Below are 25301 nucleotides of genomic sequence, written 5' to 3'. Positions count from 1 at the left end.
AACGCCGGTCGTTGCGTGTCAGAGCTTGTAGATACCCGCACACACAGCCGTGTTATCCACCTTCTCGCAGTACATCTGCTTCGGCTCGACCTTCTTGGTCACCGGATTGACGAATTTGTAGTCCTGCCAGAACGAGGGCTGCTTGGCGGCCATTTCGACCCGCTCCTTGACATAGAGCTTGCCGTCAACGTCCTGCGCATCGATCAGGTCCTTGCCGACGAACTTGGCGTTGGAACCGTGGGCCAGCACCTTGCCGTCGAGCTGATAGACGACGACGTACAGATCGCGATCGATGAAGTCGGCGGCCTTGCCGGTGAATTCCGCGTAGGCCTTTTCAGCACCCTGCCCTTTGATGAAGGTCACGGCTTTCTTGACCATCGCGACGGCTTCGTCCTTGTTGGCGCCATCGGCAGCCGCGGCAGCGCCCGCGAAAATGAGCATGGCAGCCACGCCAGTAACGAGCGACTTGGTTGACCAATTGTTCACGTTATCTCTCCGGATCGACTGATTTGGGACGCGGTCAAAGCACCGCACACGGAATGATTGTCACAAAAGAGCGAATCATCCGTTAAAATGCCTATTAGTAGAGCAACGGGGGTCGGCCACTAGACGTGCCGCCCGGCCGCCACTCCCGACGACCACGCCCATTGAAAATTGAAGCCGCCGAGATGGCCGGTGACGTCGACGACCTCGCCGATGAAATAAAGCCCGGGGACGGATCTGGATTCGAGGGTTTTCGAGGAAAGTCCTGACGTGTCGACACCGCCCAGCGTCACCTCCGCGGTGCGGTAGCCCTCGGTGCCCGCAGGCCTGACGTGCCAGCGTTGCACCGCCGCGGCGACGCCGGTGAGAAGCCTGTCGGAGAAATCGGCGAGGCGGTCCGGGCCTCCGACCCCGCCGGCAATGACCGATGCGAGGCGCCTGGGAACAAAGCCTGAAAGCGCGGTGGCCATTTCCTGCTTCGGATGATCGCGGCGCAGCTCTTTCAGCGCGGCCAGCACATCGATCTCCGGCGCCATGTCGACTACGATGTCCTGGCCTTCGCGCCAATAGGAAGAGATCTGCAGGATCGCCGGCCCGCTCAGCCCGCGATGGGTGAACAGCAGCGCCTCGTCGAAGCTCACCTTGCCGCAACTGACGACGGCGTCGACCGAGACGCCGGACAGATCCTTGAATTTCGCCAGCAACGCCGGATCGAACGTCAACGGCACCAGCGCCGGTCGCGGCGGCACGATCTTCAGCCCGAACTGCTCCGCGATTTTGTAGCCGAATCCGCTCGATCCCATTTTCGGAATCGAGGGACCGCCGGTGGCCACCACCAGCGACCGGCAGCGAAACTCACCCTGATCGGTAACGACGGCAAAGCCGTCTTCGCCTTTCGAGACCTCGGAGATCCGCACTCCCAGCCGCAGCTGCGCACGGGCCTTGCGGCACTCCTCCAGGAGCATGTCGATAATCTGCCGCGACGAGCCGTCGCAGAACAATTGGCCGCGGGTCTTCTCGTGCCAGGCGATGCCGTAACTCTCGACCAGCGCGATGAAATCGTGCTGGGTGTAGCCGCTCAGCGCCGAACGGCAAAAGCGCGGATTGTCCGACAGGAAATTGGCCGGGCTTGTGTGCAGGTTGGTGAAATTGCAACGGCCGCCGCCGGAAATGCGGATCTTCTCGCCGGGGTGCCGCGCCTGCTCGAGCACCAGCACCGAACGCCCGCGCCGGCCGGCGACGCCGGCGCACATCAGGCCCGCGGCGCCCGCCCCCAATATGATGACGTCATGGACGATCGGGTGCGGATGGCGGGCTTGTGTCATTCCACCAGCAGCACATCGACGGCGACCGCGAGCTTCTGCTTGCGCGATCCCACGATGATGCCATCGACCGGCGAGACGTCGGAAAAATCCCGCCCCATGGCGAGTTCGATGTGGTCGTTTTCGACCAGGATGTCGTTGGTCGGATCGAGGCCGATCCACCCCAGGCCCTCGCCGCACCACAGCGAAACCCAGGCATGGGTCGCGTCCGCGCCCTGCAGGCGCGGTTTGCCCGGCGGCGGGATGGTGCGCAGGTAGCCGCTGACATAAGCGGCCGGCAGGCCGAGGCCGCGCAGCCCGGCGATCATCACATGGGCGAAATCCTGGCAGACGCCGTGGCGCTTCTCGAACACCTCCTTGAGCGGCGTCGAGATCACGGTGGCTTTCGAATCGTATCTGAACTCGGTGCGGATCCGGTGCATCAGGTCGACCGCGCCGGCCAGGATCCCGCTTCCCGCCCGGAAGCTTCGTGACGCGTAGGAAGTGACCGGCTGCTGCACCGGCACCAGCGAACTGGCAAAGACGTAACCGATCGGCGACGCCGGCCCGAGGCTGGTGGACTCGAATGCGAGATCGCGCACGCTTTCCCAGGACGGGCTTGGCGCGGCGCGGCCGGGCGCCTGGCGGGAAACCGATACCCGCGACCGCGAGTCGATGCGCAAAGTGCGATGCGGGGCTTCGATCAGGATGCTCTCGGTATGAGTGCCGAAGAAATCGCGCCGCACGTTGCGATCCACCGGCCGCGGCCTGATCTCGACGGAGTGCGAGACCAGTTCCTGCCCGTCGCCGTTCCTCGGCTCCAGCCGCAGCGAGCACCGCGCGAAACTGACGGGGCTTTCGTAAGAGTAGGTGGTGACGTGACGGATATCGTAGATCACGCGAGGCCCGTCAGCTTTTCGGGCCGGCTCGCATTGGGCCCGTGCGGGAAATAATGCAATCCGATGGCATCGGCCAGCGTCAGCAGATCCTGCTCCAGCGCGAACAGCGTCTTGGTATCGAGGCTGGAGGCCTCCGCCGTCGTCAGCGTCGCCTGCAGGGCGACGGCGAGCCGCTGCGGCCGTTCGATCAATCCTCCCTCCTTCAGGGTCGGCAGGCTCGCAATGTGCTCGTTCAGCGCGGCGACCTGAAACGCGACCGAGCGGGGATTGTAGGGATCGAGCACCACGAGGTCGCGCACCGGCGCCAGCAGCGGACCGACCAGGTAGCGCGAGCGATAGGTGATCTGGCAGTCCACCAGCGTCAGCAGGACGTCGAGGTCCTCGCCGCTGGCTTCATCGTAGGCGAACTGGCGCGCGAAACGCATGGTGTTGATGGCGCGCTCGGCGCGGCGGCCCATTTCGAGAAAACGCCAACCGGCGGCGCGGTTCATGTTTTCCTGCGCGAGACCGGCGAAGCTCGCCAGTTCCTGCAGCGTCAGTTCGGCGGCGCTGACGATGCCGTCGTCGTCTTCAACCTCTTGGGCGAGGCGTTCCGCCATTTCGGTGATGACCTGCCAGGCATCCGGCGACAGCCGCTCGCGCAGTGACGTCGCGGTTCGCTGGGCCGATCGCACCAGCGACAGGGCCGAACCGAATCTTTCTTCGCTCTGCAGGGCTTCGGCTGCGATCTTCGCCGACTGCGACCGCGCGGTCTGCGACGTCGCGCCCCATGTCACCAGCAGCCGCTGAATCCGCTCGACCGAATGAAGGGCAGTCGACGACCCCTTGCCCGGATCGCGCTGCGAGGTTCCGAGCGCGCGTATCAGCCGCAGCGTGGCCTCGGCGCGCTCCAGATAGCGGCCGAGCCAGAACAGATTGTCGGCGGCGCGGCTCGGCACCACGCCGGCAATGCGCCGGATTCGCACCGTATCGACCGCCGGCAGCAAGGTGGACGGCGAGACCGCCTTGTCGGACACTACCCAGACGTCCGCCGCCCGCGCGCCGTCGCCCATCGAAACCGCGCGGGCATCAGGTTGGTCGGCGATCCGGCAGAAGCCGCCGGGCATGATGACCCAGCCGTTGGGCGTCGCGGCCGCGAACACCCGCAGCACGAACGGGCGCGGCGTCAGGCGGCCGTTGTCCCACACCGGCGTCGTCGATAGCCGGACCAGCTCCTGGCCGACATAGTCGATGCCGCGATCGGCGATCGCGCTCTTCAGCCGTTCGCGCTCGCTCGGCGAGAGCTCGTTGGCGAGCACGGGCCCGTTGCCCGGGAAACCGGGAACGCCGCGGCCATAGGCTCCCTCGATCGCAAACTCGTCGAGCCGCGACAATACTTCCTCGCGCGCGGATTTCTGGCCGCACCACCAGGTCGCGATATGCGGCATCTTCAGATCTTCGCCGAAGAAGCGCCGGCTGAGACTCGGCAGGAAGCCCAGCAGCGCCCGCGCCTCCATCACGCCCGAGCCCGGCATGTTGGCGACCACGACGCCGTCCTTGCGCAGCACGTCGATCAGGCCGGGTACGCCGAGCTGCGAGGAGGCATCGAGCTCCAGCGGATCGAGCGAATTGGAATCGACCCGACGCAGCAGCACGTCGAGCCGCTTCAATCCGGCGACGGTGCGGATATGAACGCGGTCGCCGCTGACGGCGAGGTCGTCGCCCTCCACCAGCAGGAATCCGAGATAGCGCGCCAGCGTCGCGTGTTCGAAATAGGTTTCGCTGAACTGGCCGGGCGTCAGAAGCCCGATACGCGGCTCGTCGCGGTCGGCGCTGGCGCGCAGCGAGTCGCGGAAGGCTTCGAAGAACGGCGCCACCCTTTCGACGTTCATCGACTTGTAGAGCGAGGCAAAAGCGCGCGACAGCACCAGCCGGTTTTCCAGCGCGTAGCCGGCGCCGGACGGCGCCTGGGTGCGGTCGCCCAGCACCCACCAGCGGCCGTCGGGACCGCGGCCGACATCGGCGGCGTACAGGCTGAGGTATCGGCCGCCCGGCGGTTTGATGCCGCAGACCGCGCGCAGATATTCGTTGCTGCCGGCAATGGCCGCCGCAGGTATCGCGCCCTCCGCCACCAGGCGGCCCTCGCCGTAGAGATCGCTCAGCACCAGCTCCAGCAATTGCGCGCGCTGCGCGATGCCGGCGCTCAGTTGTTGCCAATCGGCATCGTCGACCAGAAGCGGCAGATGGCTCAGCGGCCACAGCCGGTCGGCGGTTTCGCCGGGCGCGCGATAGGTCACGCCGGCTTCCCGCAGATGCCGGTCGGCGGAACCGAAACGCCGCTCGATATCGCCCGGCGTCAGCGCAGCGAAGGCATCGAAGAACCGGGTCCAGACCGCGCGCGGCGCCCCGTCCGGCCCGATATACTCATCGGGAATTCCCGGCAGGCGGGCATAGTCGCGCATCCACTGCGCCACGCGCCGATCGGCCGGGCGGGCCTTGCTTCCCTGACTGTTTGCCCGGCTGTTCTCCTGGCCGTCCTGTCCCGCCATCCCAACTCTCCCGCCCCTTACGGCTATTCAATGCAGGAGCGGCGTCCTCAAGTCGAGTGTCAAAGGAAACTCAATTGTGCGTTCCTCGCGCGGCGGATCGATCTTGCCGGGCGTATGGCCATGGTCCTGAAACCGGGCCAGCCGCCGCGCCTCGGCCTCGTAGGAATTGACCGGCTTGGTCTCGTAGTTTCGCCCGCCGGGGTGCGCCACGTGATAGACGCAGCCGCCCAGCGAGCGGCCGTTCCAGGTATCAATTAAATCAAATGTCAGCGGGGCGTGAACCGGGATGGTCGGGTGCAGCCCGGAGGCCGGCTGCCAGGCCTTGAAGCGGACGCCCGCCACCGCCTCGCCGGAGCGGCCGGTTTCGGTCATCGGCAGCCGCCGGCCATTGCAGGTGACGACGTGGCGGCCCTCGACAAAGCCCGATGCCTTGACCTGCAGCCGCTCGACCGACGAATCGACATAGCGCACGGTGCCGCCAGCTGATCCCTCTTCGCCGAGAACGTGCCAGGGCTCCAGCGCCTGACGCACTTCCAGCGCGACGCCGCCGTGATGAACCCGACCGAACACGGGAAAGCGGAATTCGAGCTGCGCGGCATACCAGTCCGGTGAAAAGTCGTAGCCGGACTGCTTCAACTCCGTGAGCACGTCCAGAAAGTCTTCCCAGAGAAAATGCGGCAGCATGAAGCGATCATGCAGTGTGGTGCCCCAGCGCACGAACTTGCCCGTCTGCGGTTCGCGCCAGAGCTTTGCGATCAGCGCCCGGATCAGCAGTTGCTGGGCCAGCGACATGCGCGGGTCGGGCGGCATTTCCAATGCGCGGAATTCGACCAGCCCGAGCCGGCCGGTGGGACCGTCGGGCGAATAGAGCTTGTCGATGCAGATTTCCGCGCGGTGGGTGTTGCCGGTGATATCGACCAGGATGTGCCGGAACAGGCGATCGACCAGCCATAGCGGCGCCGCGGTCCCGGGCGGCGGCACGTGGGAAAGCGCGATCTCCAGTTCATAGAGGCCGTCATGCCGGGCCTCGTCGATGCGCGGCGCCTGGCTGGTGGGGCCGATGAACATGCCCGAGAACAGATAGGACAGCGACGGATGCCGCTGCCAGTACAACACCAGGCTCTTCAGCAAATCGGGGCGACGCAGGAACGGCGAGTCCGCAGGCTTGCTGCCGCCGACCACCACATGATTGCCGCCGCCGGTACCGGTGTGGCGGCCGTCGACGAGGTACTTGTTGGCCCCGAGCCGGACCTGGGCCGCGTCTTCATAGAGACCGAAGGTGATATCGACGGCCTCGCGCCAGCTCGACGCCGGCTGGATATTGACTTCGATCACGCCGGGATCGGGCGTTACCTTGATCACCTCGACGCGCGGGTCGAACGGCGGCGGATAGCCCTCGACATGGACCTGCATCTGCATTTCTTCTGCTGTGGCCTCCACCGCCGTCACCAGCTCGAGATAATCCTCGAGCTTCTCCACCGGCGGCATGAAGGCGCAGAGAATGCCGTCGCGGATCTCGATTGACATCGCGGTGCGCACGCCGCCGCCGACGCCCTTGAGTTGCTGCTCGTGCACCTCCTGATGCGGCGCGCTCCCGGCCGATGCGGTGACGTCATACGCCGGCAGTGCGTCGCGCGGCTCCAGCGGATCCTGCTCGACGATATAGGGATATTCATCGGCCGGGATATGCGGCAATGACGCGATCGGCAGCCGCAATCCGAGCGGGGAATCGCCAGGGGTCAGGAACAGGTTGCCGCGGCGAAGTTTCCAGCGCTCGCTCTTCCAGCGCGAGGCCTTGCTTGCCTCGGCGTTCCAGCGCTGGATCGGCAGCACGAATCCCTTCGGGGTGTTCAGTCCCTGATCGAACACCCGCGCCATGCGCGAGCGCTCTTCCGGATCGGAAAGTTTGGAATCGCCGGGATCGACGTTTGGCGGCAGTGCCGCTTCCTTCTGCAGCCAGTGCGAGGGATCCTCAAACGCCGGCAGGATGTATTCGGGGTCGATGCCGAGTTTCTTCGCCGTGCCTTCCGCGAAGCGCTCGGCGTCCTGGATCCGGGCCCGGTGCGGGCGTTCGATGGTCGCGATCAGATCCGGATTCTTCCAGATCGGTACGCCGTCCTTGCGCCAATAGAGCCCGAACGCCCAGCGCGGCAGGCTTTCGCCGGGATACCATTTGCCCTGCCCGTAATGCAGCAATCCGCCCGGCGCGAAACGCGTCCGCAACTTGCGTATCAGGTCGTCGGCAAGCCCTCGCTTGGTTGGGCCGACCGCGGCAATATTCCATTCCGGCGATTCCAGGTCGTCGACCGACACGAAGGTCGGCTCGCCGCCCATGGTCAGGCGCACGTCGCCGGCCTTCAGGTCGGCATCGACCTTTTCGCCGAGCGCGTCGAGACGCGCCCATGATTCATCCGAAAACGGCCGGGTGATCCGCGGCGCTTCGCGGATCCGCCTGACGTTCATCTCGAAGCCGAATTCGACATTGGCGAATCCGACCGCGCCCGAGATCGGCGCGGCCGAACGATAATGCGGCGTGGCCGCAACGGGAATGTGCCCCTCGCCGGTCAGCATGCCCGAGGTGACGTCGAAGCCGATCCATCCCGCACCGGGCAGATAGACCTCGGCCCAGGCGTGCAAGTCGGTAAAGTCGTTCTCGACCTCGCGCGGTCCCTCGACCGGATCGATGTCGGGGCGCAACTGAATGAGGTAGCCGGAGACGAAGCGCGCGGCGAGCCCGAGATGGCGCAGCGTTTGAATCAGCAGCCACGCCGAGTCGCGGCACGATCCCGCGCCGGACGCCAGCGTCTCTTCCGGGGTCTGGATGCCCGGCTCCATGCGGATGATGTAGCGGACCTGGTCGCGCAATTTCGAATTGAGATCGACCAGGAAATTGACCGTGCTAGCCGCCTCGCGCGGAATGCCCGCCAGGTATTTCGCAAACAGCGGGCCGGGCTCGATGGTCGCCAGATATGGCGCCAGCTCGGTCTTGAGATCGTTGGGATAGGTGAACGGAAAACTGTCGGCATAGGGCTCGACGAAGAAATCGAACGGATTGATCACGGTCATCTGCGCCGTGAAATCGACCTCGATCTTCAGCTCGCTGGCCTTCTCCGGAAACACGAAGCGGGCCAGCCAGTTGCCTTGCGGGTCCTGCTGCCAGTTCACGAAATGATTTGAGGGCGTGACCTTGAGCGAATAGCTCAGGATCGGCGTGCGGGTGTGCGGCGCCGGGCGCAGGCGTATGGTTTGCGGGCCGAGGTCGATCGGTCGATCATATTTGTAGTGCGTGACGTGATGTAGTGCGACGAAGATCGACACAGGCGGGCTACTCCAGCAGCTTTTTTAAGCAGAACACTGGTTCCGGTGTGGATCAAGCATTAACAACGGGCAGCGGGTGCCTATGGGACGTGCTTGGCTAAGGGCGAATAGCGAGTGGTGAATGGAACTATTCCCTATTCGCCACTCCCTATTCGCCATTCGCTTACCTACATCGTCGCTCCCAACACCCAGGGCGCGAACTCCGCGCCGCCGAAATCAAAACTCTCGCTCTTGGTCGGCTGGCCCGAGGCAGTCTTGAGCATGAGATCAAAGATGCGCTGGCCGCATTGCTGCACCGTCTCCTCGCCATCGAGGATGGTGCCGCAATTGACGTCCATGTCGTCTTCCATCCGCTTGTACATCGCCGAGTTGGTGGCGAGCTTGATCGAGGGCGCGGGCTTGCAGCCGAACACGCTGCCCCGGCCGGTGGTGAAGCAGACGAGGTTGGCGCCGCCGGCCACTTGCCCGGTGGCCGCGACCGGGTCGTAGCCCGGCGTGTCCATGAAGACGAAGCCCTTCTTGGTGACGGCTTCGGCGTAATTCAGAACGTCGACCAGATTGGTGGTGCCGGCTTTCGCCATCGCGCCGAGCGATTTTTCCAGGATCGTGGTGAGCCCGCCGGCCTTGTTGCCGGGGCTCGGATTGGCGTTCATCTCAGCGCCCTCGCGCGCGGTGTATTCCTCCCACCAGCGCATCAGCCCGACCAGCTTCTCGCCGACCTCGCGGCTCACCGCGCGGCGTGTGAGCAGATGTTCGGCGCCGTAGGTCTCCGGCGTTTCCGACAGGATCACGGTGCCGCCGTGTCGCACCAGAAGATCGCTCGCTGCGCCCAGCGCCGGATTGGCGGAGACGCCGGAGTATCCGTCGGAGCCGCCGCATTGCAGCGCCACCGTCAATTCGCTGGCGGGTACGGGTTCGCGCTTCACTTTGTTGGCGTCGGTGAGCGCCTCGCGCACGAAGGCAACGCCGGCTTCCACGGTCTTGCGGGTGCCGCCGACTTCCTGAATGTCCATCGCGCGCAAACGGCCGGCGAGTTTCTGCTCCTGCATCAGCCCGCCGATCTGGTTGACCTCGCAGCCCAGCCCCAGCACGATCACGGCGGAAAAATTCGCATGCCGCGCATAGCCGCCGAGCGTGCGCCGCAGCAGCGTCAGCGGCTCGTCCTGCGTCATGCCGCAACCGGTCTTGTGGGTCAGCGCGACCACGCCGTCGACATTGGGAAAGTCGGCCAGCGGATTGTCGCCGGTGAACGGATTCTTCTTGAAAACGTCGGCGACCATGCCGGCGACATGCGCGCTGCAGTTCACCGAGGTGAGGATGCCGATGTAGTTGCGGGTCGCCACCCGCCCGTCGGGACGGCGGATACCCTCGAAGGTCGCGGGCAGATCGAAGTTCGGCACAGGCTTCACGTCCACCCCGAAGGCGTAGTCCTTGGAGAAATCGCCCATGCCGCAATTCTGGGTGTGAACATGCTGGCCCGGCGCGATCGGCGCGGTGGCAAAACCGATGATCTGGCCGTAGCGGCGGATCGGCTCGCCCACTGCGATTCCGCGGATCGCCACCTTGTGGCCGGCCGGAATCCGCTCGAGCGTGGTGACGCCGTCGGCCACCACCATGCCGGGCGGCAGGCTCGCGCGCGCGATCAGCACGCCATCATCGGGATGCAGGCGGATAACGGGAGCCGGGGCCATATGAATTTCTCCTCGTGCCTAACAGACGGACCTCATCCTGAGGAGCAGGCGCAGCCTGCGTCTCGAAGGATGGCCACAAAAATGCTCAATGCCCTCGTGCTTCGAGACGGCCTTTCAGGCCTCCTCAGCATGAGGGCATTGTAGCACAGTCTTACCTTACGCCTTGCCGCCGGAATCCTTGCGGGTCTGCGCCACCTGCATCTTGGCATAGGTCATCATCAGCCCGCTCTCGTTCGACAGCGTCACGAGCTTGAAGCCCATATTGATCGCGCGCACCGCGCCCTCGGCGCCCGAGCAGTGAATGCCCGGATGGAGGCCGCGCTTGCCGCACTCCTTTACGATCTTCTCGTAGATCTTGAGAATTTCCGGCTCGTCGCGGTCGAGCTTCGGCACCAGCCCGTAGGAGAAGCCGAGATCGGACGGACCGATATAGACGCCGTCGATACCCTCGACATCGAGGATCGATTCCATGTTCCCGACCGCGGTCTTGGTTTCCATCATCGGCAGCAGCACGATCTCGTCGTTGGCGGTCTGCTGATAGGCGCCGGCCGAACCGTACATGCCGGAACGGATCGGGCCGTTCGAACGCGTGCCGCGCGGCGGATATTTGGCGTATGAGACGAGGTTCTCCGCCTCCTGCCTGGTGTTGACCATCGGACAGATCACGCCATAGGCGCCGCCGTCGAGCACCTTGCCGATGATGCCGGGCTCGTTCCAGGGCACGCGGACCATCGGCGTCACCGGATGACCGTTCATCGCCTGAAAGCATTGCACCATCGACTGATAGTCCTGCACTCCGTGCTGCATGTCGACGGTGACGCTGTCGAAGCCGCATTGCGCGATCACTTCGGCAGAAAAACCCGATGGGATCGCCAGCCAGGCGTTCACCACCGCCTTGCCCGAGGCCCAGACTTTCTTGACGTTGTTGGTTGTCATTGATCGCGTTTCCTTTTGTGATCGTTGCAATCGGATTGAGATTCCTGGAGCCGCCTAACTCACGGCCCTCTGGATGCTGACTTCGCTGACGCCGACCTCACGGGCGGTATTGACGATCGCCGCCCAGGTATCATCAGGCAAGGGCACGCCGTTCCTGGTGCGGTCGGCGCGCATCTTCCGCTCGGGGTCGCCGGGGATCAGCACGGCATCGACGCCGGCGACCGGCTTGGTCGCCCGGATGAAGTCGGCATAGCGCGAGATTTCGCCGTCGAAGAAATTGCCGGTGTCGACCACCTTGGGATCGATATAGATCGCGAGCATGCCGTTGGCAAAGCGCCGGTCCGGCGCGGTGGCGCCGGTGCCGGTCAAGGCGCCGCCGAGCAGCTCGCAGATGAAGGCCAGCCCCGAGCCCTTGTGCTCGCCGAACGCGCGGATCGCGCCGGTCCCTTTGGTATGGTCGCGCGGCCCCTCGGCCGTGTGCGGCCCGTACAGCACGGCCGGATCTTCACTCAGCATGCCGTCGGCGTCGATCAGCGCGCCCTTCGGCAACTTCTTGCCGCCGCGGCTGGCGACCAGCACCTTGCCTTCGGCGACGATCGAGGTGGCGAAATCGAGCACGATCGGGTCCTGGCCCTGGCGCGGAATGCCGACGCAGTAAGGCGCGGTCGACAGCCGCTTCTCGACGCCGCCGTAAGGCGCGACCAGCAGCGAGCCCGCGGCGTTGACGAAGTGGACCGAGACCAGTCCTTCGGCCGCCGCCATTTCCGCCCAGTCGCCGACCCGGCCGATATGTCCGGCATTGCGCAACGCCACCGCTGCGAGGCCCGCCTTCCTGCATTTCTCGATGCCGATCCTGACCGCCTGCGGCGTGACGGTCTGCCCGTAACCGAATTTGCCGTCGACCACCGCCAGCGACGGCGTATCGACCACGACCTCGGCGGTCTGGTTCGGCACCACAGAGCCCATCTTCTTCCATCTGATGTAGACCGGCACCCGGATGACGCCGTGGCTGTCGTGTCCGGTGAGATTGGCCGTCGTCAGATAGGTCGCGATGCGCCTGGCTTCTTCAGGCGAAGATTCCGAATGGGTGAAAACTTCAGCAACGAAATTGATGAGATTTGGAACCTGGATAGTGACCATGTGCGGATTTTCGCCTGTCCTCGTACCGGGGCCGGCCGCACCGTTGACGGCGAACCCTCAAACTCCCACGCCGGTTTTCATGACCGGCTTGCGGCCACTTTGAACGAAAAATCGCGTGCGTGTCTATGGCTTCGGCCGTGATCGCAGCATGATTACGATCATTTGCCCGGCCGCTATGCATGGTGCCGATAGCATGATGTGGCATCATGCAAATTTGCGCTCACTCGTCCGTCTCCGCGCTCGCTTCATCCGCTGCTTCCATTCCCGAGAGGCTACCCTCCAGCACCCCGAGCATGTCCTGTAGCTCGGCGAGCTTGCGGGCGCCGTAACGTTTGGTGATGGCGGCATAGATCGCTTCCGACGACGGCGCCACCGCCTCGATCAGCTTGAGGCCTTTCGCCGAGATCGACACCACGGCGCGGCGCAGATCCGACTTCGCGGCCTCGCGCTCGATCAGGTGCCGCGCTTCGAGGTCGCGCAGAATCCGCGACAGGCTCGGCCCCAGCAGAAAGGCTGTGCGCGCGAGCTCGGTGACCTCGATGGTCTCGACCGCCGCCAGCGCACGCAGGATCCGCCATTGTTGTTCGGTGAGCCCGTGATGGCGCAGCGACGGGCGAAACTGCCGCATCACGGCCTCACGGGCGCGCAACAGCGACATCGGCAGCGAACGGGAGAAGTCACGCATCGGCACCCGCCGCACGGCGGGTGCGCCGGCCGGATCGGAGCCGTTGTTTCCTGAGGATTTCTTCCGAGCCATGGCCGATCGGGCGTCCTTCAGTTTGCGCTGCAACAAAGTCTCATTCGGTTTGCGCCGATACATTTAACATGTTAATCATATTCCGGCATCCTCTTTTTCGCCGGTCCCGCATGGCCCTTTCCGCAGACGAAATCCGCAGCGCCGCCGAACGGCTCGATCAGGCGGAGAAGACCAAGCAGCAGATCCGGCAGCTCTCGCTGGACCATCCCGGCATCACCATCGCCGACGCCTATGCGATCCAGAAGGCGTGGGTCGCGATCAAGGTCGCGCAGGGCCGCGTCGTCAAAGGCCACAAGATCGGCCTGACCTCGAAGGCGATGCAGAGCGCACTCAATATCGACGAGCCGGATTCCGGCATCCTGCTCGACGACATGTTCTTTGCCGATGGCGGCCTCGTGCCCTCGGACCGCTTCATCGGCACGCGGGTCGAGGCCGAACTCGCCTTCGTCATGAAGCAGCGGCTCAGCGGGCCGGACTGCACCATGTTCGACGTCCTCAATGCGACGGATTTCGTCGTCCCAGCGCTCGAAATCCTCGATACCCGAATCGAGCGGGTCGATCCCGTGACCAAGTCGACGCGAAAAATTTTCGACACCATCGCCGACAACGCGGCCAACGCCGGCATCGTGCTCGGCGGCCGCCCGTTGCGCCCGCTGGATGCCGACCTGCGCTGGATCGGCGCCTTGTGCTATCGGAACGGCCAATTGGAAGAGACCGGCCTTGCCGCCGGCGTGCTCAATCATCCCGCCACCAGCGTGGCCTGGCTCGCCAACAAGATCGCGCCGAATGGGCTTGCGCTCGAAGCGGGGCAAGTGGTGCTGGCGGGATCGTTCATCCGTCCGATCGAGACCCGCAAAGGCGACACCATTCAGGCCGACTATGGTCCCTATGGCACGGTGAGCTGCTACTTCGCTTGAAGCAATCAGCACAATCGCTGGAGTAAACAGGACATGCCGCATTTCACCATCGAATATTCCGCCAATCTCGACGGCCGCGTCGAGATGGCCGAAGTCGTCGAGGTGATCCGCAAGGCCGCGGTGGAGACCGGGATCTTTCCGCTCGGGGGGATTCGCGTCCGCGCCATCAGGTGCGAGCACTACGCCATCGCCGACGGCAACCCGCAGCTCGGCTTTCTCGCCATGGTACTGCGGCTCGGCGAGGGCCGCGATCTCGCCACCCGAAAGGCGGCCGGCGAACATATTTTCAAAGTGCTTTCCGCCTATCTCGATCCGGTATTCGCGGGGAGCAAATTCGCGCTGTCGTTCGACATGCAGGTCAACGACAAGGAAACCAGCTGGAAGCGCAACAACATCCACGACGCCCTGAAAGTGGAGATCGCCAATGGATAAAGCCACGCCGAACGATCTGTTCCAGGCCAATCGCGACCGCGCCGCACCCTTGCTCAAGCAACTGCGGGCCGACGGCATCGGACACATGATCGACGGCAAGACCGTGCCGTCTTTCTCGGGCGACAGCTTCGAGACCAGATCGCCGGTCGATGACGCGGTGCTCACGACCGTCGCCCGCGGCGGGGCTGAGGACATCGACCGCGCCGCCACCGCGGCCGCGCTGGCGTTCAAGTCCTGGCGCGACATGCCCGCGAACATGCGCAAGAAGCTGCTGCACCGGGTCGCCGACGCCATCGAGGAACGCGCCGACGACATTGCGGTGCTGGAATGCATCGATACCGGCCAGGCCCACAGGTTCATGGCCAAGGCCGCGATTCGGGCTGCGGAGAATTTCCGATTCTTCGCCGACAAATGCGCCGAGGCCCGCGATGGCCTCAACACGCCGAGCGAGGAGCACTGGAACATCTCCACACGCGTTCCGATCGGGCCGGTCGGCGTGATCACGCCGTGGAATACGCCGTTCATGCTGTCGACATGGAAGATTGCGCCGGCGCTGGCGGCCGGCTGCACGGTGGTGCACAAGCCGGCGGAATGGTCGCCGATCACGGCCGACCTGTTGGCGAAACTGGTGAAGCAGGCCGGCGTGCCCGACGGCGTCCTCAACACCGTGCACGGCATCGGCGAGGAAGCCGGCAAGGCGCTGACCGAGCATCCCGCAATCAAGGCGATCGGCTTCGTCGGCGAAAGCGCGACGGGATCTGCGATCATGGCGCAGGGCGCGCCGACCTTGAAGCGCGTGCATTTCGAACTCGGCGGCAAGAACCCGGTGATCGTGTTCGACGACGCCGATCTCGACCGCGCGCTCGATGCGGTCGTGTTCATGATCTACTCGCTCAACGGCGAGCGCTGCACCTCGTCGAGCCGGCTGCTGGTCCAGGACAGTATCGCCGGGAAGTTCATCGAAAAGCTCACCGCGCGCGTCAAGGCGCTGAAGGTCGGCCATCCGCTCGATCCCGCAACCGAAATCGGGCCGCTGATCCACGAGCGCCATCTCGCCAAGGTCTGCTCGTACTTCGACATCGCCCGGAAGGACGGCGCCGTGATCGCGGCCGGCGGCAAGGCTCATGACGGCCCCGGCGGCGGGCATTACGTGCAGCCGACGCTGGTCACCGGCGCGCACGCCAAGATGCGGGTGGCGCAAGAAGAAGTGTTCGGGCCGTTCCTCACCGTGATCCCGTTCCGCGACGAGAAGGACGCCGTCGAGATCGCCAACGGCGTGCAGTACGGCCTCACCGGCTATGTCTGGACCGGCGACATGGGACGCGCGCTGCGCGTCGCCGACGCGCTGGAGGCCGGCATGATCTGGCTGAATTCCGAAAACGTCCGTCATCTGCCGACGCCGTTCGGCGGCATGAAATCGTCCGGCATCGGCCGCGACGGCGGCGACTACTCCTTCGACTTCTACATGGAGACCAAGCACGTCTCGCTGGCGCGGGGCACGCACAAGATTCAGAAGCTGGGCTCGCCTTCATCCTGAGGAGCGCGCGCCTGCGCGCGTCTCGAAGGATGGACCGCGGGCCTCATGGTTCGAGACGGCGCTGAAGAAGCGCCTCCTCACCATGAGGACGGACAAATCTGCGAACTGGGACAAACATATGCCGATACCGACACACGTCTTCGATCCGCCGTTCAACATCATCCGCTGCAGCCACGTCGTGCTCGATGTGACGGACCTCAACGCCTCCAGCGCGTTCTATGCAACCACCGTCGGGCTGCATGTCGAGGATCGCGACGACAGAGCGGTTTACCTGCGCGGCAGCGAGGAGCATCAGCATCACTCGCTGGTGCTGCGCAAGGCGCCTGCCGCCGCCTGCAACCGGCTGGGGTTCAAGGTCGGCAACGAAAACGATCTCGACAAGGCGGCCGCCTTCTTTTCCGAGAACGGCGTCACTTACGGGTTCACCGAGCAGCCGTTCCAGGGCCGCACGCTGCACTTCACCGACCCCTTCGGCTTCCAGATCGAACTCTACGCCTCGATGGAAAAGCGCCCGCATTTGCTGCGACGCTACGACCTCTACAAGGGCTGCCACCCGCAGCGGCTCGACCACTTCAACGTGTTCGCCGCCGAGGTTCAGGACACCGTCGATTTTTACGCGCGATTGGGCTTCCGCCTCACCGAGTATGGCGAGGAAGACGGGCCGAACGGGCGCATCGCCGCGGCCTGGATGCATCGCAAGGGCAACGTACACGACTTCGCCATCACCAACGGCAAGGGCCCTCGCCTGCACCATTTCGCCTTCTGGGTGCCGACCGCGATGAACATCCTGCACCTGTGCGACGTGATGGCCTCGAGCGGCTTCCTCAAGAACATCGAGCGCGGACCCGGCCGTCACGGCATTTCCAACGCCTTCTTTCTCTATGTCCGCGACCCCGACGGCCATCGCCTGGAACTCTACACCAGCGACTACTTCACCGGGGATCACGACCACGAACCGATGCGCTGGTCGCTGAAGGACCCGCGGCGGCAGACGCTGTGGGGCGCGCCGGCGCCGCGCTCCTGGTTCGAGCAGGGATCGCCGTTTACCGGACAGGCGGTCCGCGAGCCGCTGTTCGTCGCCGACGTCACCATTGCCGACTGATTTCCCGATCGTATCGGATAGCTGATGACTTTTCCCCGCCTCGCCACCTACTCCACCGACGGATCGACAAAGTACGGCGCGGTCGTCGATGGCGGCATCGTCAATCTCTCCGCGAAATTCGCCAGGCAATACCCGACGCTGCGCGAGGTGATCGCCGCAGGCGCGCTGACGAGGCTGGCCGAGGAAGCCGCGCGGCATCAGCCTGACCATGCGCTGGACGCCATCACCTGGCTGCCGCCGATTCCCGCGCCGGAAAAAATCATCTGCATCGGCGTAAATTACCCGGATCGTAACGCCGAATATAAGGACGGCCAGGATGCGCCGAAATATCCGAGCATGTTCATGCGCACGCCTCGCTCCTTTGTCGGCCACAACACGCCGCTGGTGCGGCCGCGCGCCTCGACACAGCTCGATTACGAAGGCGAACTGGTGCTCGTGATCGGCAAGGCCGGCCGCCACATTCCGGAAAGCGCGGCGCTCGATTACATTGCCGCCGTCACGCTGTGCAACGAGGGCACCATCCGCGACTGGGTCCGGCACGCCAAGTTCAATGTCACGCAAGGCAAGAACTTCGACTCTACCGGCAGCCTCGGCCCCTGGCTGGTGCCTTACACCGATGAAAGGCAGATCGCGGATATCCGGCTGACGACACGGGTCAACGGCGAGACGCGGCAGGACGACCGCACCGGCCGCTTGATCTTCGGCTTCCGCTATCTCATCAACTATCTCTCGACCTTTACGACGCTGGTGCCCGGCGACGTCATCGTCACGGGCACGCCGACCGGCGCCGGCGCGCGGTTCGATCCGCCGCGCTATCTCAAGCCCGGCGACGTCGTCGAGGTCGAGGCCGAAAACATCGGCGTGCTGCGCAACGGCGTGATCGACGAGGCCCCATGATTTTTCCTGCGAGCGATTGGACAAGACAATGACGGTGAGTTCCGGCGGCGAAGCGATTGTCAGCGGCCTGGTCGCGCACGGCGTCGATACCGTGTTCGGCCTGCCCGGCGCGCAGATCTACGGCCTGTTCGACGGGTTTCATCGGGCGCAGCTCAAGGTGATCGGCGCGCGGCATGAGCAGGCTTGCGGCTACATGGCCTTTGGCTATGCGCGATCGTCGGGCCGGCCCGGCGTGTTCAGCGTGGTGCCCGGCCCGGGCGTGCTCAACGCCGGCGCCGCGCTACTCACCGCGCTCGGATGCAACGAACCGGTGCTGTGTCTCACCGGACAGGTGCCGACGCAATTCCTCGGCAAGGGCCGCGGCCATCTGCACGAGATGCCGGACCAGCTGGCCACGCTCCGCACCTTCGTGAAATGGGCCGACCGCATCGAATACCCCGATAACGCGCCGGCGCTGGTCAGCCGCGCCTTCCAGGAAATGCGGTCGGGCCGGCCCGGGCCCGCCGCGCTGGAAATGCCCTGGGACGTCTTCACCCAGCGCGCGGCAACCGGCCCGTCAAAGCCGCTCGATCCGTTGCCGGCGCCACTGCCCGATCCGGACCGCATCAAGGCCGCCGCGGCGCTGATCGCCGGCAGCAAGACGCCGATGATCTTCGTCGGCAGCGGCGCCATTCACGCTCGCGATGAAATCCTGGAACTGGCCGAGCTGATCGACGCGCCCGTGGTGGCATTCCGCAGCGGCCGCGGCATCGTCTCCAACGCCCATGAACTGGGATTGACGATGGCGGCGGCCTATCGGCTGTGGCCAAAGACCGACCTGATGATCGGGATCGGCACCCGCATGGAACTGCCGGCCTCAACGTTCCGATGGCCGTTTCAGCCGGCCGGCCTGAAATCCATTCGTATCGATATCGATCCGTCGGAGATGCGCCGCTTGACGCCGGACGCCGCCGTGGTCGCCGACGCCCAGGCCGGCACGCGCGAACTGCTCGCGGCGGTGAGAAAGGCCGGTTACACCAGGACCAGCGGCCGCCGCGCCACGATCCGCGAGGCCTCGGCGGCGGCGCTGCGTGAGATCCAGTCGGTACAGCCGCAGATGGCCTACCTGAACATCCTGCGCGAGGTGCTGCCGTCGAACGCCATCGTCACCGACGAACTGTCGCAAGTCGGCTTTGCCTCCTGGTACGGTTTCCCGGTCTACGAGCCGCGCACCTTCATCACCTCGGGCTATCAGGGCACGCTCGGCTCAGGTTTCCCAACCGCGCTCGGCGCCAAGGTCGCGAATCCAAATACTCCCGTGGTCGCGATCACGGGCGACGGCGGCTTCATGTTCGGCGTGCAGGAACTCGCCACCGCCGTGCAGTTCAACATCGGCGTGGTGACGCTTGTGTTCAACAACAATGCCTATGGCAATGTGCGGCGCGACCAGCGCGAGCGTTTCGAGGGGCGCGTGGTGGCATCCGACCTGGTCAATCCGGATTTCGTCAAGCTCGCTGAATCCTTCGGCGTCGGCGCGGCCCGCGTCACCTCGCCGGATCATTTCCGCTCAGCACTTGAAAAGGCGCTGGCGCATGGCGGGCCCTATCTGATCGACGTCGAAGTGCCCAGAGATTCGGAAACCACGCCGTGGACGTTCATTCACCCGGCGAAGCCGTGAGATCCCTCATGGTGAGGAGGCGCTTCTTCAGCGCCGTCTCGAACCATGAGAGCCATGATACATCCATCCTTCGAGACGCCGCGCAAGTGCGCGGCTCCTCAGGATGAGGGCCCTACACCCTCCGCACCTGCATACCCTGCTGCACCCGCGACGCCGCGATCACCAGCAACCCCGCGCCGGCGACCGACCAGCACGCCACCGGCGCCCACTGCAGCAGCGGGGCGTATTCCGGCAGCTTCTGCAGGCCGCCCGCGACCGCCGCCATCCGCGCGAAGGTGGCGAGCGCCAGCGCTGAAAACACCAGCCCCACCACCTTGCCCTCGGCGCCGGTATCCCCGATCGCCAGCGCGGCGGCGACCGCGCTCATCAGCATGCAGCCCCAGGCCGCACCGGCGACGAACTGCGCCGCAATCAGCATGTTGAGATTGCCCGCGAGCTCCGCGCCGAGCACCGCCAGGGCGCCGAGCAGGCCGGCGGCGCCCATCACGATCAAGCCGCCGCGATGCTTGACCACCACGCTGGCCGGAAACATCGCGATGTTGAAGCCGATCCAGAACACCGGCAGCAGCCACTGCAGGTCGTCCGGCTTGGCGAAACGCAGGAAGAACGGCGCGCTGTTGATGCTGAAATGCAGTTGATAGCCCAGCGAGAGAAGCACCATCGATGCGATGAAGAACATCGGCATCTGGCCGAGCGGCTTTGCGGGCTCGGCCGGCTTTTGCGCAGACAAAGGCTGCTGCGACAGATCGCGCTCGACCCTGGACAAGGCCAGCGCGGTGAGCAGCAACACCACGGCGGAAATCACGAAGGGAAGCCGCGCGTCGTGATTGCGCAGCACCACGCCGAGATAGGGCGACACCGCGCCGGCCAAACCGTAACCGAGCATCGCCAGCGCCGACAGAAACGGAATCGCCGGCTTGGCGCGGTGCTTGCCGAGCAAGGTAAGCGGCGGCGCGCGCAGCGCCGACGAAGTGACGACCCAGACCACGATCAGCGTGATGAACCAGACCTGCGCGCCCGGGCCGGTGCCGGCGACGAACGGCAGCGCCACGAAGGCCGCACAGGAGACCGCCGTGACGATGCCGACGAACGCACCGAGCCGGCCGACGAAGGGCGCGATCCTGTCGGCGGCGATCCCCATCGCGGTATCGGTGATGGTGAAGATCGCCTGATCCAGCATCAGGATGAGGATCACGGCCGTCGGCGCGATCCCGACCTGCGCGGCGAGCTTCGGCAGATAGATCACGTAGGTGGTCCAGCCCAGCGTGAATACCAGCTGCAGGACCGCGAGATAGACGCCGGTCCGGTTGGTGGTCGCGTCGGCCGTCATTGCGGTATCGCTCATGGTCGCCTCCCAGCGCGGGAAGCATAGACCGGAGGAGGCTTTGATGGAAAGCAGCCTTAGCGCGCCTTGCGGAAGGTCAGGTTGATGCGTTGCCGCCCCAGCACGGCGTGCTCGCCGTCGGCGAGCGGCGCTATGCCGTGAAACGCCAGCCGCGCCGGCCCGCCCCATACCACGACGTCGCCATGCTCCAGCCGAAACCGGCGTGGTTTGTCGCTGCGCTGCAGGCCCCCGAACAGAAAGATCGCGGGCAGGCCCAGCGACACCGAGACGATCGGCGCGCCGAAATCCTGCTCGTCCTTGTCCTGATGCAGCGACATCCGCGCGCCCGGCTGGTAGCGGTTGATCAGGCAGGCATCCGGCAAGAAGCCGACGAATCCGGCCGCGGCCGCCGCCTGCGCGGCCAACGCGTGAAGCGATGGCGGCATCGAAGGCCATGGCTTGCGGGATTCCGGGTCGACACCGTCGTAACGGTAGCCGGCGCGATCGGTCACCCAGCCGGCGCTGCCGCAATTGGTCATCGCCACCGACATCTGATGGCCGCCCGGCGTCATCATGTGGCGAAACGGCGCCTGCTCGACGATCCCTCCGACGTCGGCGATCAATTCGACTTCGAACGGCCTGGCGAAGCCGCGCAGCAGCACGGCGCCCTCCGCCATCGCCTCCCGCGACGGGCGGACATCGGGAACACCTTCGAACAGATCAGCTGTCAATAAACCCGCGCTCACTTCGCATCGTGAAAGATCACACCGACGGTGTGGCGGTGACCGGAGCGGATCCGGCTCACACCGTGGCGGAGATTAACCCGGTACACCCCGCGCGTCCCCTGCACCGGCCTGACATGCACGGCAAAAGCCACCGCATCGCCCTGCGCCAGCGGCACCACTTCGGGCCGCGACTGCATCCGCGGCCGCTGCTCGGTCAGCACGAACTCGCCGCCGGTGAAATCGCGGCCCGGTTCCGACAACAGGATCGCGACCTGCAGCGGAAACACATGTTCGCCGTAGAGATCCTGATGCAGGCAATTGTAGTCGCCGGTTTCGTATCGCAGCAGCAGCGGCGTCGGCCTGACCTGGCCGGCGTCGTGGCAACGCTTCAGGAACGCGTCGTGGATTTCGGGGTAACGGATATCGATGCCCATCGCCTCGTTCCAGCGATTGGCGACGCCACGAAGCCGGGCATAGAGCGCCGGGCGCAGCGCCGCGATCACAGGGGGCAACGGATAGGAAAAATACTTGTACTCGCCTCGCCCGAAGCCGTGGCGTCCCATCACCACCCGGCTGCGGAATTGGCTGTCGTCCGGATAGAGCGCGGCCAGCGCGCGGCATTCTTGCGGCGAGAGCAAGCTCTTCAGGACGGCGCAGCCCTGGGCGTCGAGATCCGCAGTCGCCTGCGCCCAGTCGATGGCATCGACACGCGCGGGGATGCCAGAAGATGGCGCGGGATGGATGATGGCTTTTGCGGTTGATTTCATGGACGGCAGTTTCGCAAATTGACCCAACTCGCGCCACCCGATTTCCGAACTATCGGGCTGTCGTCCCTGCGAAAGCAGGGACCCATAACCACAATTCTCCGTGGTTGGCCCCGCTGCGGTCCCATCTTGTCGCAACAACAAACGACGGTGGCTATGGGTCCCCGCGTGCGCGGGGACGACGCTATCCCAGCACCGGCAGCACGATCACATCATAGGCGTGCCGGATGCTGCGCTTGAGCACGGGGTCCTCGAGTTCATACTCGAAGCGGTCGGCGGGGCGGATGCCGCCCTTGGCCGCAAAGGTGCCGCCGAACATGGCGCAGCCGTCCGGCAGCCCCTTGCCGCCGAAACCGCGCTCAACGAGGTCCTTGACCGGCAACATGCCGTCGAGCGTGCCTTCCTGATACAGCACGCGTTCGCCATCGATCCACGCCCATGAGCGCAGGATCATCTGGTCCCAGTGGCCGATGACATCCTCCAGTTCCCACAGCACCGGCGCCATCACCTTGTCGCACATCTGTTTCGACACCGTGACGCTGTAGGCCTCGACCTTGCGGTCGGTGTGATCGGAGCCGAGGCCGACAAGGATACGGCCCTGCCAGCCGATCAGCACGAACTCGACCTCGCCGCTGGAATTCGGCCCGCAGACCTCGATGCAGTCGGTGGTCGTCAGCCGCCGGGCGGAAACCCGGTAATAGATCGGCGTCGAGGCCGGCCGGGCAATGCCGATCGCTTCGAGTTCGGCGATGTGCTTGTCGCGCGCCACCGGATCGCGACCGGTCCAGCCCGCAATCACGGCCTTGCCGATCGGCAAGGTCAGCGGCGTTGTCTTGCCCTGGGCATCGACGGTGAATGTGAGATCAACCACGGATCGCCTCCTCCATGCCGGCGGCGAGTTCGAAGATGCGGCGGTCCGATCCACCCGCTGCCGCCAGCATCAGACCGACCGGCACCTCGCCTTCGCGATGCGCGGGCAGCGAGATCGCGCAGCCGTCGATCATGTTGATCAGCGTGCAATTGCGCAGCGACCGCAAATTCTCCCTGGCGAAATCCTTGTCGTCGGCGAGATCGGCGATGCGCGGCGGCGTATTGGCAGTGGTCGGCATGATCACCGCGTCATACGGCGCAAGGCGAACGGCGGCGCGCGCGATCAGCGACTTACGGGCGCCGACAAGATCGACATAATCGGCCGCGCTCAGGCTTTCGCCGCGCATGATCCGCATCGACACCCGGGGATCGTAGACATTGCCCTTGCCGGCAATCAGGTAGCGATGCCAGGCATAACTTTCCGCGGCGGCGAAACCGCCCTTGGCGTTCATCACCCCGACATCGAGGAATTCCGGCACCTCGATCCGCTCGATCAGCGCGCCCTGGCGCGACAGCGTCTCCAGCGCGCGCTCGAATGCTTTCGCGACGGCCTCGTCGAGATCGTCGAGCGCCACCGTGGTCGGCACCGCCAGCCGCATGCCCTTGATCGGGCGCGGCTGCAACGAAACGAGGGTTTCATCGGCGAGCACGGCGTCGAGCGCCGCGCAGCAGGCGACGCTACGCGCCAGCGGACCGATGCTGTCGAGCGTGAACGAGAGCGGCACCGCGCCATCGAGCGGCACCCGGCGCTGCGTCGGCTTGAAGCCGACGATGCCGTTATAGGCCGCCGGAATCCGGCAGGAGCCGCCGGTGTCGGTGCCGAGCCCGCCATGCGCCATGCGGTCGGCGACGGAAACCGCAGCCCCCGACGATGACCCGCCGGGCACGTGGCCGGCCTTGCGATTCCACGCGCCCTTGGGCGTGCCGTAATGCGGATTGATGCCGATCCCGGAATAGGCGAACTCGGTCATGTTGGTGCGGCCGATCACGACGAAGCCGGCGCGGCGCAATCGCGCCACCGCGGGCGCGTCGGCTTCCGCCGGCGGCGAATCGTCGAGCGCGCGCGAACCGGCGCGGGTCACCTGCCCCCTGATGTCGAACAGATCCTTGATCGAGACGGGAATGCCGGCAAAGCGCGACGGCGCGGCCTTGACCTCGCGCAGCCGGTCCATCGCTTCGGCGGCCTCGATCGCGGCCTCCGCATCGACGTGGACGAAGGCACGCGCGCCCTCGCCCGAAGCATCGGCGATCTTGGCCAGACATTCATCGACCAGCTTGCGGGCGCAGGTACGGCCGCATTCGAGATCGTCGGCCAGGGTGGCAAGTGTCGGGGTGTTCGGCATCGCTAATTCTTTCCCTCCGTCATCGCCGCGCCCTTGTCGGCGAACTCAACCGCAGGCTCGATGCGAACGGATTGCTTCGTCGCTGCACTGCTCGCAACGCCCGGGACCCTAGCGCGGGAGATCGTTGGCATACAAGCGCTCTGGGCTGCAGGAATGAGGCTATGCAGCATTGCGGCTGGACCGTTGACGCCGGATGGTCAATTGTCGCATCAAGATCGCAACAAGCGGGCCGTGCGGCCCGATCCCGAAACGGAGGAAATGACAGAATGGCAGAGCCAGCGCGCGCGCGACCGAAACCGACACCGGAAACCCAGCATTTCTGGGATGGCACTGCCGCCGGCGAACTGCGCCTGCAACGCTGCGACGCCTGCGCCAATGTCTATTTCCCGCCGCGCCCGTTCTGCCCGTCCTGCGCCTCTCGCAAGGTCAGCATCTTCAAGGCCAGCGGCAAGGCCAAGCTCTACAGCTACGTCATCAATCACCGGCCCGCCGCGCCCGGCTTTACGCCGCCTTACGCGATTGCCGTCGTCGAACTGGACGAAGGCCCGCGGATGATGAGCAACATCATCGACTGCCCGCAAACGCCGGAGGCGCTCGAACTCGACATGAAGCTGGAAGTTGCGTTCGAGAAGCTCGACGACAAGATCACCCTTCCCCAATTCCGTCCGGCGAAGGGCTGA

21 protein-coding genes are annotated in these 25301 nt (G+C 65.2%); 7 read left to right on the top strand and 14 right to left on the bottom strand.

Translation table 11 applies throughout. The features are described 5' to 3' along the window. Nucleotides 1–18: 18 nt before the first annotated feature. From KMZ68_RS09665 to hpaR, 9 genes are all read right to left on the bottom strand, one after another. The gene (locus KMZ68_RS09665; RefSeq protein ID WP_249779577.1) at nt 19–441 is read right to left on the bottom strand and encodes a cache domain-containing protein; all 423 of its coding nucleotides are present in this window, start codon (nt 439–441) and stop codon (nt 19–21) included. A 164-nt stretch (nt 442–605) separates the two neighbouring features. Next, on the bottom strand, nt 606–1808 hold the full coding sequence (locus KMZ68_RS09660; RefSeq protein WP_215615548.1) for an NAD(P)/FAD-dependent oxidoreductase: 1203 nt from the start codon (nt 1806–1808) through the stop codon (nt 606–608). Next, a complete protein-coding gene (locus KMZ68_RS09655; protein WP_215615547.1) occupies nt 1805–2683 on the bottom strand; it encodes a transglutaminase family protein in 879 nt (292 codons plus the stop codon). The genes KMZ68_RS09660 and KMZ68_RS09655 overlap by 4 nt, the downstream gene beginning before the upstream one ends. Next, nucleotides 2680–5124 (bottom strand): circularly permuted type 2 ATP-grasp protein, encoded by a 2445-nt coding sequence (locus KMZ68_RS09650; protein ID WP_371741468.1) that lies wholly within the window; start codon nt 5122–5124, stop codon nt 2680–2682. The genes KMZ68_RS09655 and KMZ68_RS09650 overlap by 4 nt, the downstream gene beginning before the upstream one ends. Before the next feature lie 114 nt (nt 5125–5238). Further along, on the bottom strand, nt 5239–8529 hold the full coding sequence (locus KMZ68_RS09645) for a transglutaminase family protein (RefSeq protein WP_215615545.1): 3291 nt from the start codon (nt 8527–8529) through the stop codon (nt 5239–5241). A 167-nt stretch (nt 8530–8696) separates the two neighbouring features. Beyond that, nucleotides 8697–10220: a UxaA family hydrolase gene (locus KMZ68_RS09640; protein ID WP_215615544.1), complete on the bottom strand. Its 1524-nt coding sequence runs from the start codon at nt 10218–10220 to the stop codon at nt 8697–8699. Between the two features lie 156 nt (nt 10221–10376). After that, on the bottom strand, nt 10377–11156 hold the full coding sequence (locus KMZ68_RS09635; RefSeq protein WP_215615543.1) for an HpcH/HpaI aldolase family protein: 780 nt from the start codon (nt 11154–11156) through the stop codon (nt 10377–10379). A 54-nt stretch (nt 11157–11210) separates the two neighbouring features. After that, the gene (locus tag KMZ68_RS09630; RefSeq protein ID WP_215615542.1) at nt 11211–12296 is read right to left on the bottom strand and encodes a malate/lactate/ureidoglycolate dehydrogenase; all 1086 of its coding nucleotides are present in this window, start codon (nt 12294–12296) and stop codon (nt 11211–11213) included. Nucleotides 12297–12516: 220 nt separating this feature from the next. After that, entirely contained in the window at nt 12517–13053 is a 537-nt protein-coding gene (hpaR, locus tag KMZ68_RS09625) for a homoprotocatechuate degradation operon regulator HpaR (protein WP_215616272.1), read from the bottom strand. Between the two features lie 110 nt (nt 13054–13163). Between hpaR and hpaH the strand changes: the two genes are divergently transcribed. The 6 genes from hpaH to KMZ68_RS09595 all read left to right on the top strand — a co-directional run bounded on the left by hpaH (nt 13164) and on the right by KMZ68_RS09595 (nt 19595). Then, nucleotides 13164–13970: a 2-oxo-hept-4-ene-1,7-dioate hydratase gene (hpaH, locus tag KMZ68_RS09620; protein WP_215615541.1), complete on the top strand. Its 807-nt coding sequence runs from the start codon at nt 13164–13166 to the stop codon at nt 13968–13970. Nucleotides 13971–14003: 33 nt separating this feature from the next. Then, a complete protein-coding gene (locus tag KMZ68_RS09615) occupies nt 14004–14402 on the top strand; it encodes a 5-carboxymethyl-2-hydroxymuconate Delta-isomerase (protein WP_215615540.1) in 399 nt (132 codons plus the stop codon). Next, the gene (hpaE, locus tag KMZ68_RS09610; protein ID WP_215615539.1) at nt 14395–15939 is read left to right on the top strand and encodes a 5-carboxymethyl-2-hydroxymuconate semialdehyde dehydrogenase; all 1545 of its coding nucleotides are present in this window, start codon (nt 14395–14397) and stop codon (nt 15937–15939) included. Before KMZ68_RS09615 ends, hpaE begins: the two co-directional genes overlap by 8 nt. A 118-nt stretch (nt 15940–16057) precedes the next feature. Continuing rightward, entirely contained in the window at nt 16058–17041 is a 984-nt protein-coding gene (hpaD, locus tag KMZ68_RS09605; RefSeq protein WP_215615538.1) for a 3,4-dihydroxyphenylacetate 2,3-dioxygenase, read from the top strand. Between the two features lie 24 nt (nt 17042–17065). Then, complete coding sequence (locus tag KMZ68_RS09600; protein WP_215615537.1) at nt 17066–17938, top strand: fumarylacetoacetate hydrolase family protein; 873 nt, start codon at nt 17066–17068, stop codon at nt 17936–17938. A gap of 28 nt (nt 17939–17966) precedes the next feature. Continuing rightward, nucleotides 17967–19595: a thiamine pyrophosphate-dependent enzyme gene (locus tag KMZ68_RS09595; protein ID WP_215615536.1), complete on the top strand. Its 1629-nt coding sequence runs from the start codon at nt 17967–17969 to the stop codon at nt 19593–19595. Between the two features lie 112 nt (nt 19596–19707). On the opposite strand, the gene KMZ68_RS09590 is transcribed toward KMZ68_RS09595, so the two are convergent. From KMZ68_RS09590 to KMZ68_RS09570, 5 genes are all read right to left on the bottom strand, one after another. Then, the gene (locus tag KMZ68_RS09590) at nt 19708–20940 is read right to left on the bottom strand and encodes an MFS transporter (RefSeq protein ID WP_215615535.1); all 1233 of its coding nucleotides are present in this window, start codon (nt 20938–20940) and stop codon (nt 19708–19710) included. A gap of 56 nt (nt 20941–20996) precedes the next feature. Next, on the bottom strand, nt 20997–21650 hold the full coding sequence (gene alkB / locus KMZ68_RS09585) for a DNA oxidative demethylase AlkB (protein WP_215615534.1): 654 nt from the start codon (nt 21648–21650) through the stop codon (nt 20997–20999). Nucleotides 21651–21661: 11 nt separating this feature from the next. Next, entirely contained in the window at nt 21662–22411 is a 750-nt protein-coding gene (locus KMZ68_RS09580) for a 2OG-Fe(II) oxygenase (RefSeq protein WP_215615533.1), read from the bottom strand. 181 nt (nt 22412–22592) lie between these two features. Further along, the gene (locus tag KMZ68_RS09575; RefSeq protein WP_215615532.1) at nt 22593–23279 is read right to left on the bottom strand and encodes a DUF2848 domain-containing protein; all 687 of its coding nucleotides are present in this window, start codon (nt 23277–23279) and stop codon (nt 22593–22595) included. Continuing rightward, nucleotides 23272–24621 (bottom strand): amidase, encoded by a 1350-nt coding sequence (locus tag KMZ68_RS09570; protein ID WP_215615531.1) that lies wholly within the window; start codon nt 24619–24621, stop codon nt 23272–23274. Before KMZ68_RS09570 ends, KMZ68_RS09575 begins: the two co-directional genes overlap by 8 nt. Before the next feature lie 266 nt (nt 24622–24887). Between KMZ68_RS09570 and KMZ68_RS09565 the strand changes: the two genes are divergently transcribed. Next, a complete protein-coding gene (locus KMZ68_RS09565; RefSeq protein ID WP_215615530.1) occupies nt 24888–25301 on the top strand; it encodes a Zn-ribbon domain-containing OB-fold protein in 414 nt (137 codons plus the stop codon).

This window comes from Bradyrhizobium sediminis (assembly GCF_018736105.1).
Classification (GTDB): domain Bacteria; phylum Pseudomonadota; class Alphaproteobacteria; order Rhizobiales; family Xanthobacteraceae; genus Bradyrhizobium.
This window is presented reverse-complemented; position numbering and strand designations above follow the sequence as displayed.

Excerpts from the sequence above, each read along its gene's own strand:
- KMZ68_RS09615 (WP_215615540.1), top strand. The coding sequence starts at position 14,004 with ATGCCGCATTTCACCATCGAATATTCCGCCAATCTCGACGGCCGCGTC.
- KMZ68_RS09565 (WP_215615530.1), top strand. The coding sequence starts at position 24,888 with ATGGCAGAGCCAGCGCGCGCGCGACCGAAACCGACACCGGAAACCCAG.
- KMZ68_RS09595 (WP_215615536.1), top strand. The coding sequence starts at position 17,967 with ATGACGGTGAGTTCCGGCGGCGAAGCGATTGTCAGCGGCCTGGTCGCG.
- hpaR (WP_215616272.1), bottom strand. The coding sequence starts at position 13,053 with ATGGCTCGGAAGAAATCCTCAGGAAACAACGGCTCCGATCCGGCCGGC.
- KMZ68_RS09665 (WP_249779577.1), bottom strand. The coding sequence starts at position 441 with ATGCTCATTTTCGCGGGCGCTGCCGCGGCTGCCGATGGCGCCAACAAG.
- KMZ68_RS09600 (WP_215615537.1), top strand. The coding sequence starts at position 17,066 with ATGACTTTTCCCCGCCTCGCCACCTACTCCACCGACGGATCGACAAAG.
- KMZ68_RS09640 (WP_215615544.1), bottom strand. The coding sequence starts at position 10,220 with ATGGCCCCGGCTCCCGTTATCCGCCTGCATCCCGATGATGGCGTGCTG.
- KMZ68_RS09590 (WP_215615535.1), bottom strand. The coding sequence starts at position 20,940 with ATGAGCGATACCGCAATGACGGCCGACGCGACCACCAACCGGACCGGC.
- KMZ68_RS09650 (WP_371741468.1), bottom strand. The coding sequence starts at position 5,124 with ATGCGCGACTATGCCCGCCTGCCGGGAATTCCCGATGAGTATATCGGG.
- KMZ68_RS09635 (WP_215615543.1), bottom strand. The coding sequence starts at position 11,156 with ATGACAACCAACAACGTCAAGAAAGTCTGGGCCTCGGGCAAGGCGGTG.
- KMZ68_RS09660 (WP_215615548.1), bottom strand. The coding sequence starts at position 1,808 with ATGACACAAGCCCGCCATCCGCACCCGATCGTCCATGACGTCATCATA.
- hpaE (WP_215615539.1), top strand. The coding sequence starts at position 14,395 with ATGGATAAAGCCACGCCGAACGATCTGTTCCAGGCCAATCGCGACCGC.
- KMZ68_RS09630 (WP_215615542.1), bottom strand. The coding sequence starts at position 12,296 with ATGGTCACTATCCAGGTTCCAAATCTCATCAATTTCGTTGCTGAAGTT.
- KMZ68_RS09570 (WP_215615531.1), bottom strand. The coding sequence starts at position 24,621 with ATGCCGAACACCCCGACACTTGCCACCCTGGCCGACGATCTCGAATGC.
- KMZ68_RS09580 (WP_215615533.1), bottom strand. The coding sequence starts at position 22,411 with ATGAAATCAACCGCAAAAGCCATCATCCATCCCGCGCCATCTTCTGGC.
- hpaH (WP_215615541.1), top strand. The coding sequence starts at position 13,164 with ATGGCCCTTTCCGCAGACGAAATCCGCAGCGCCGCCGAACGGCTCGAT.
- hpaD (WP_215615538.1), top strand. The coding sequence starts at position 16,058 with ATGCCGATACCGACACACGTCTTCGATCCGCCGTTCAACATCATCCGC.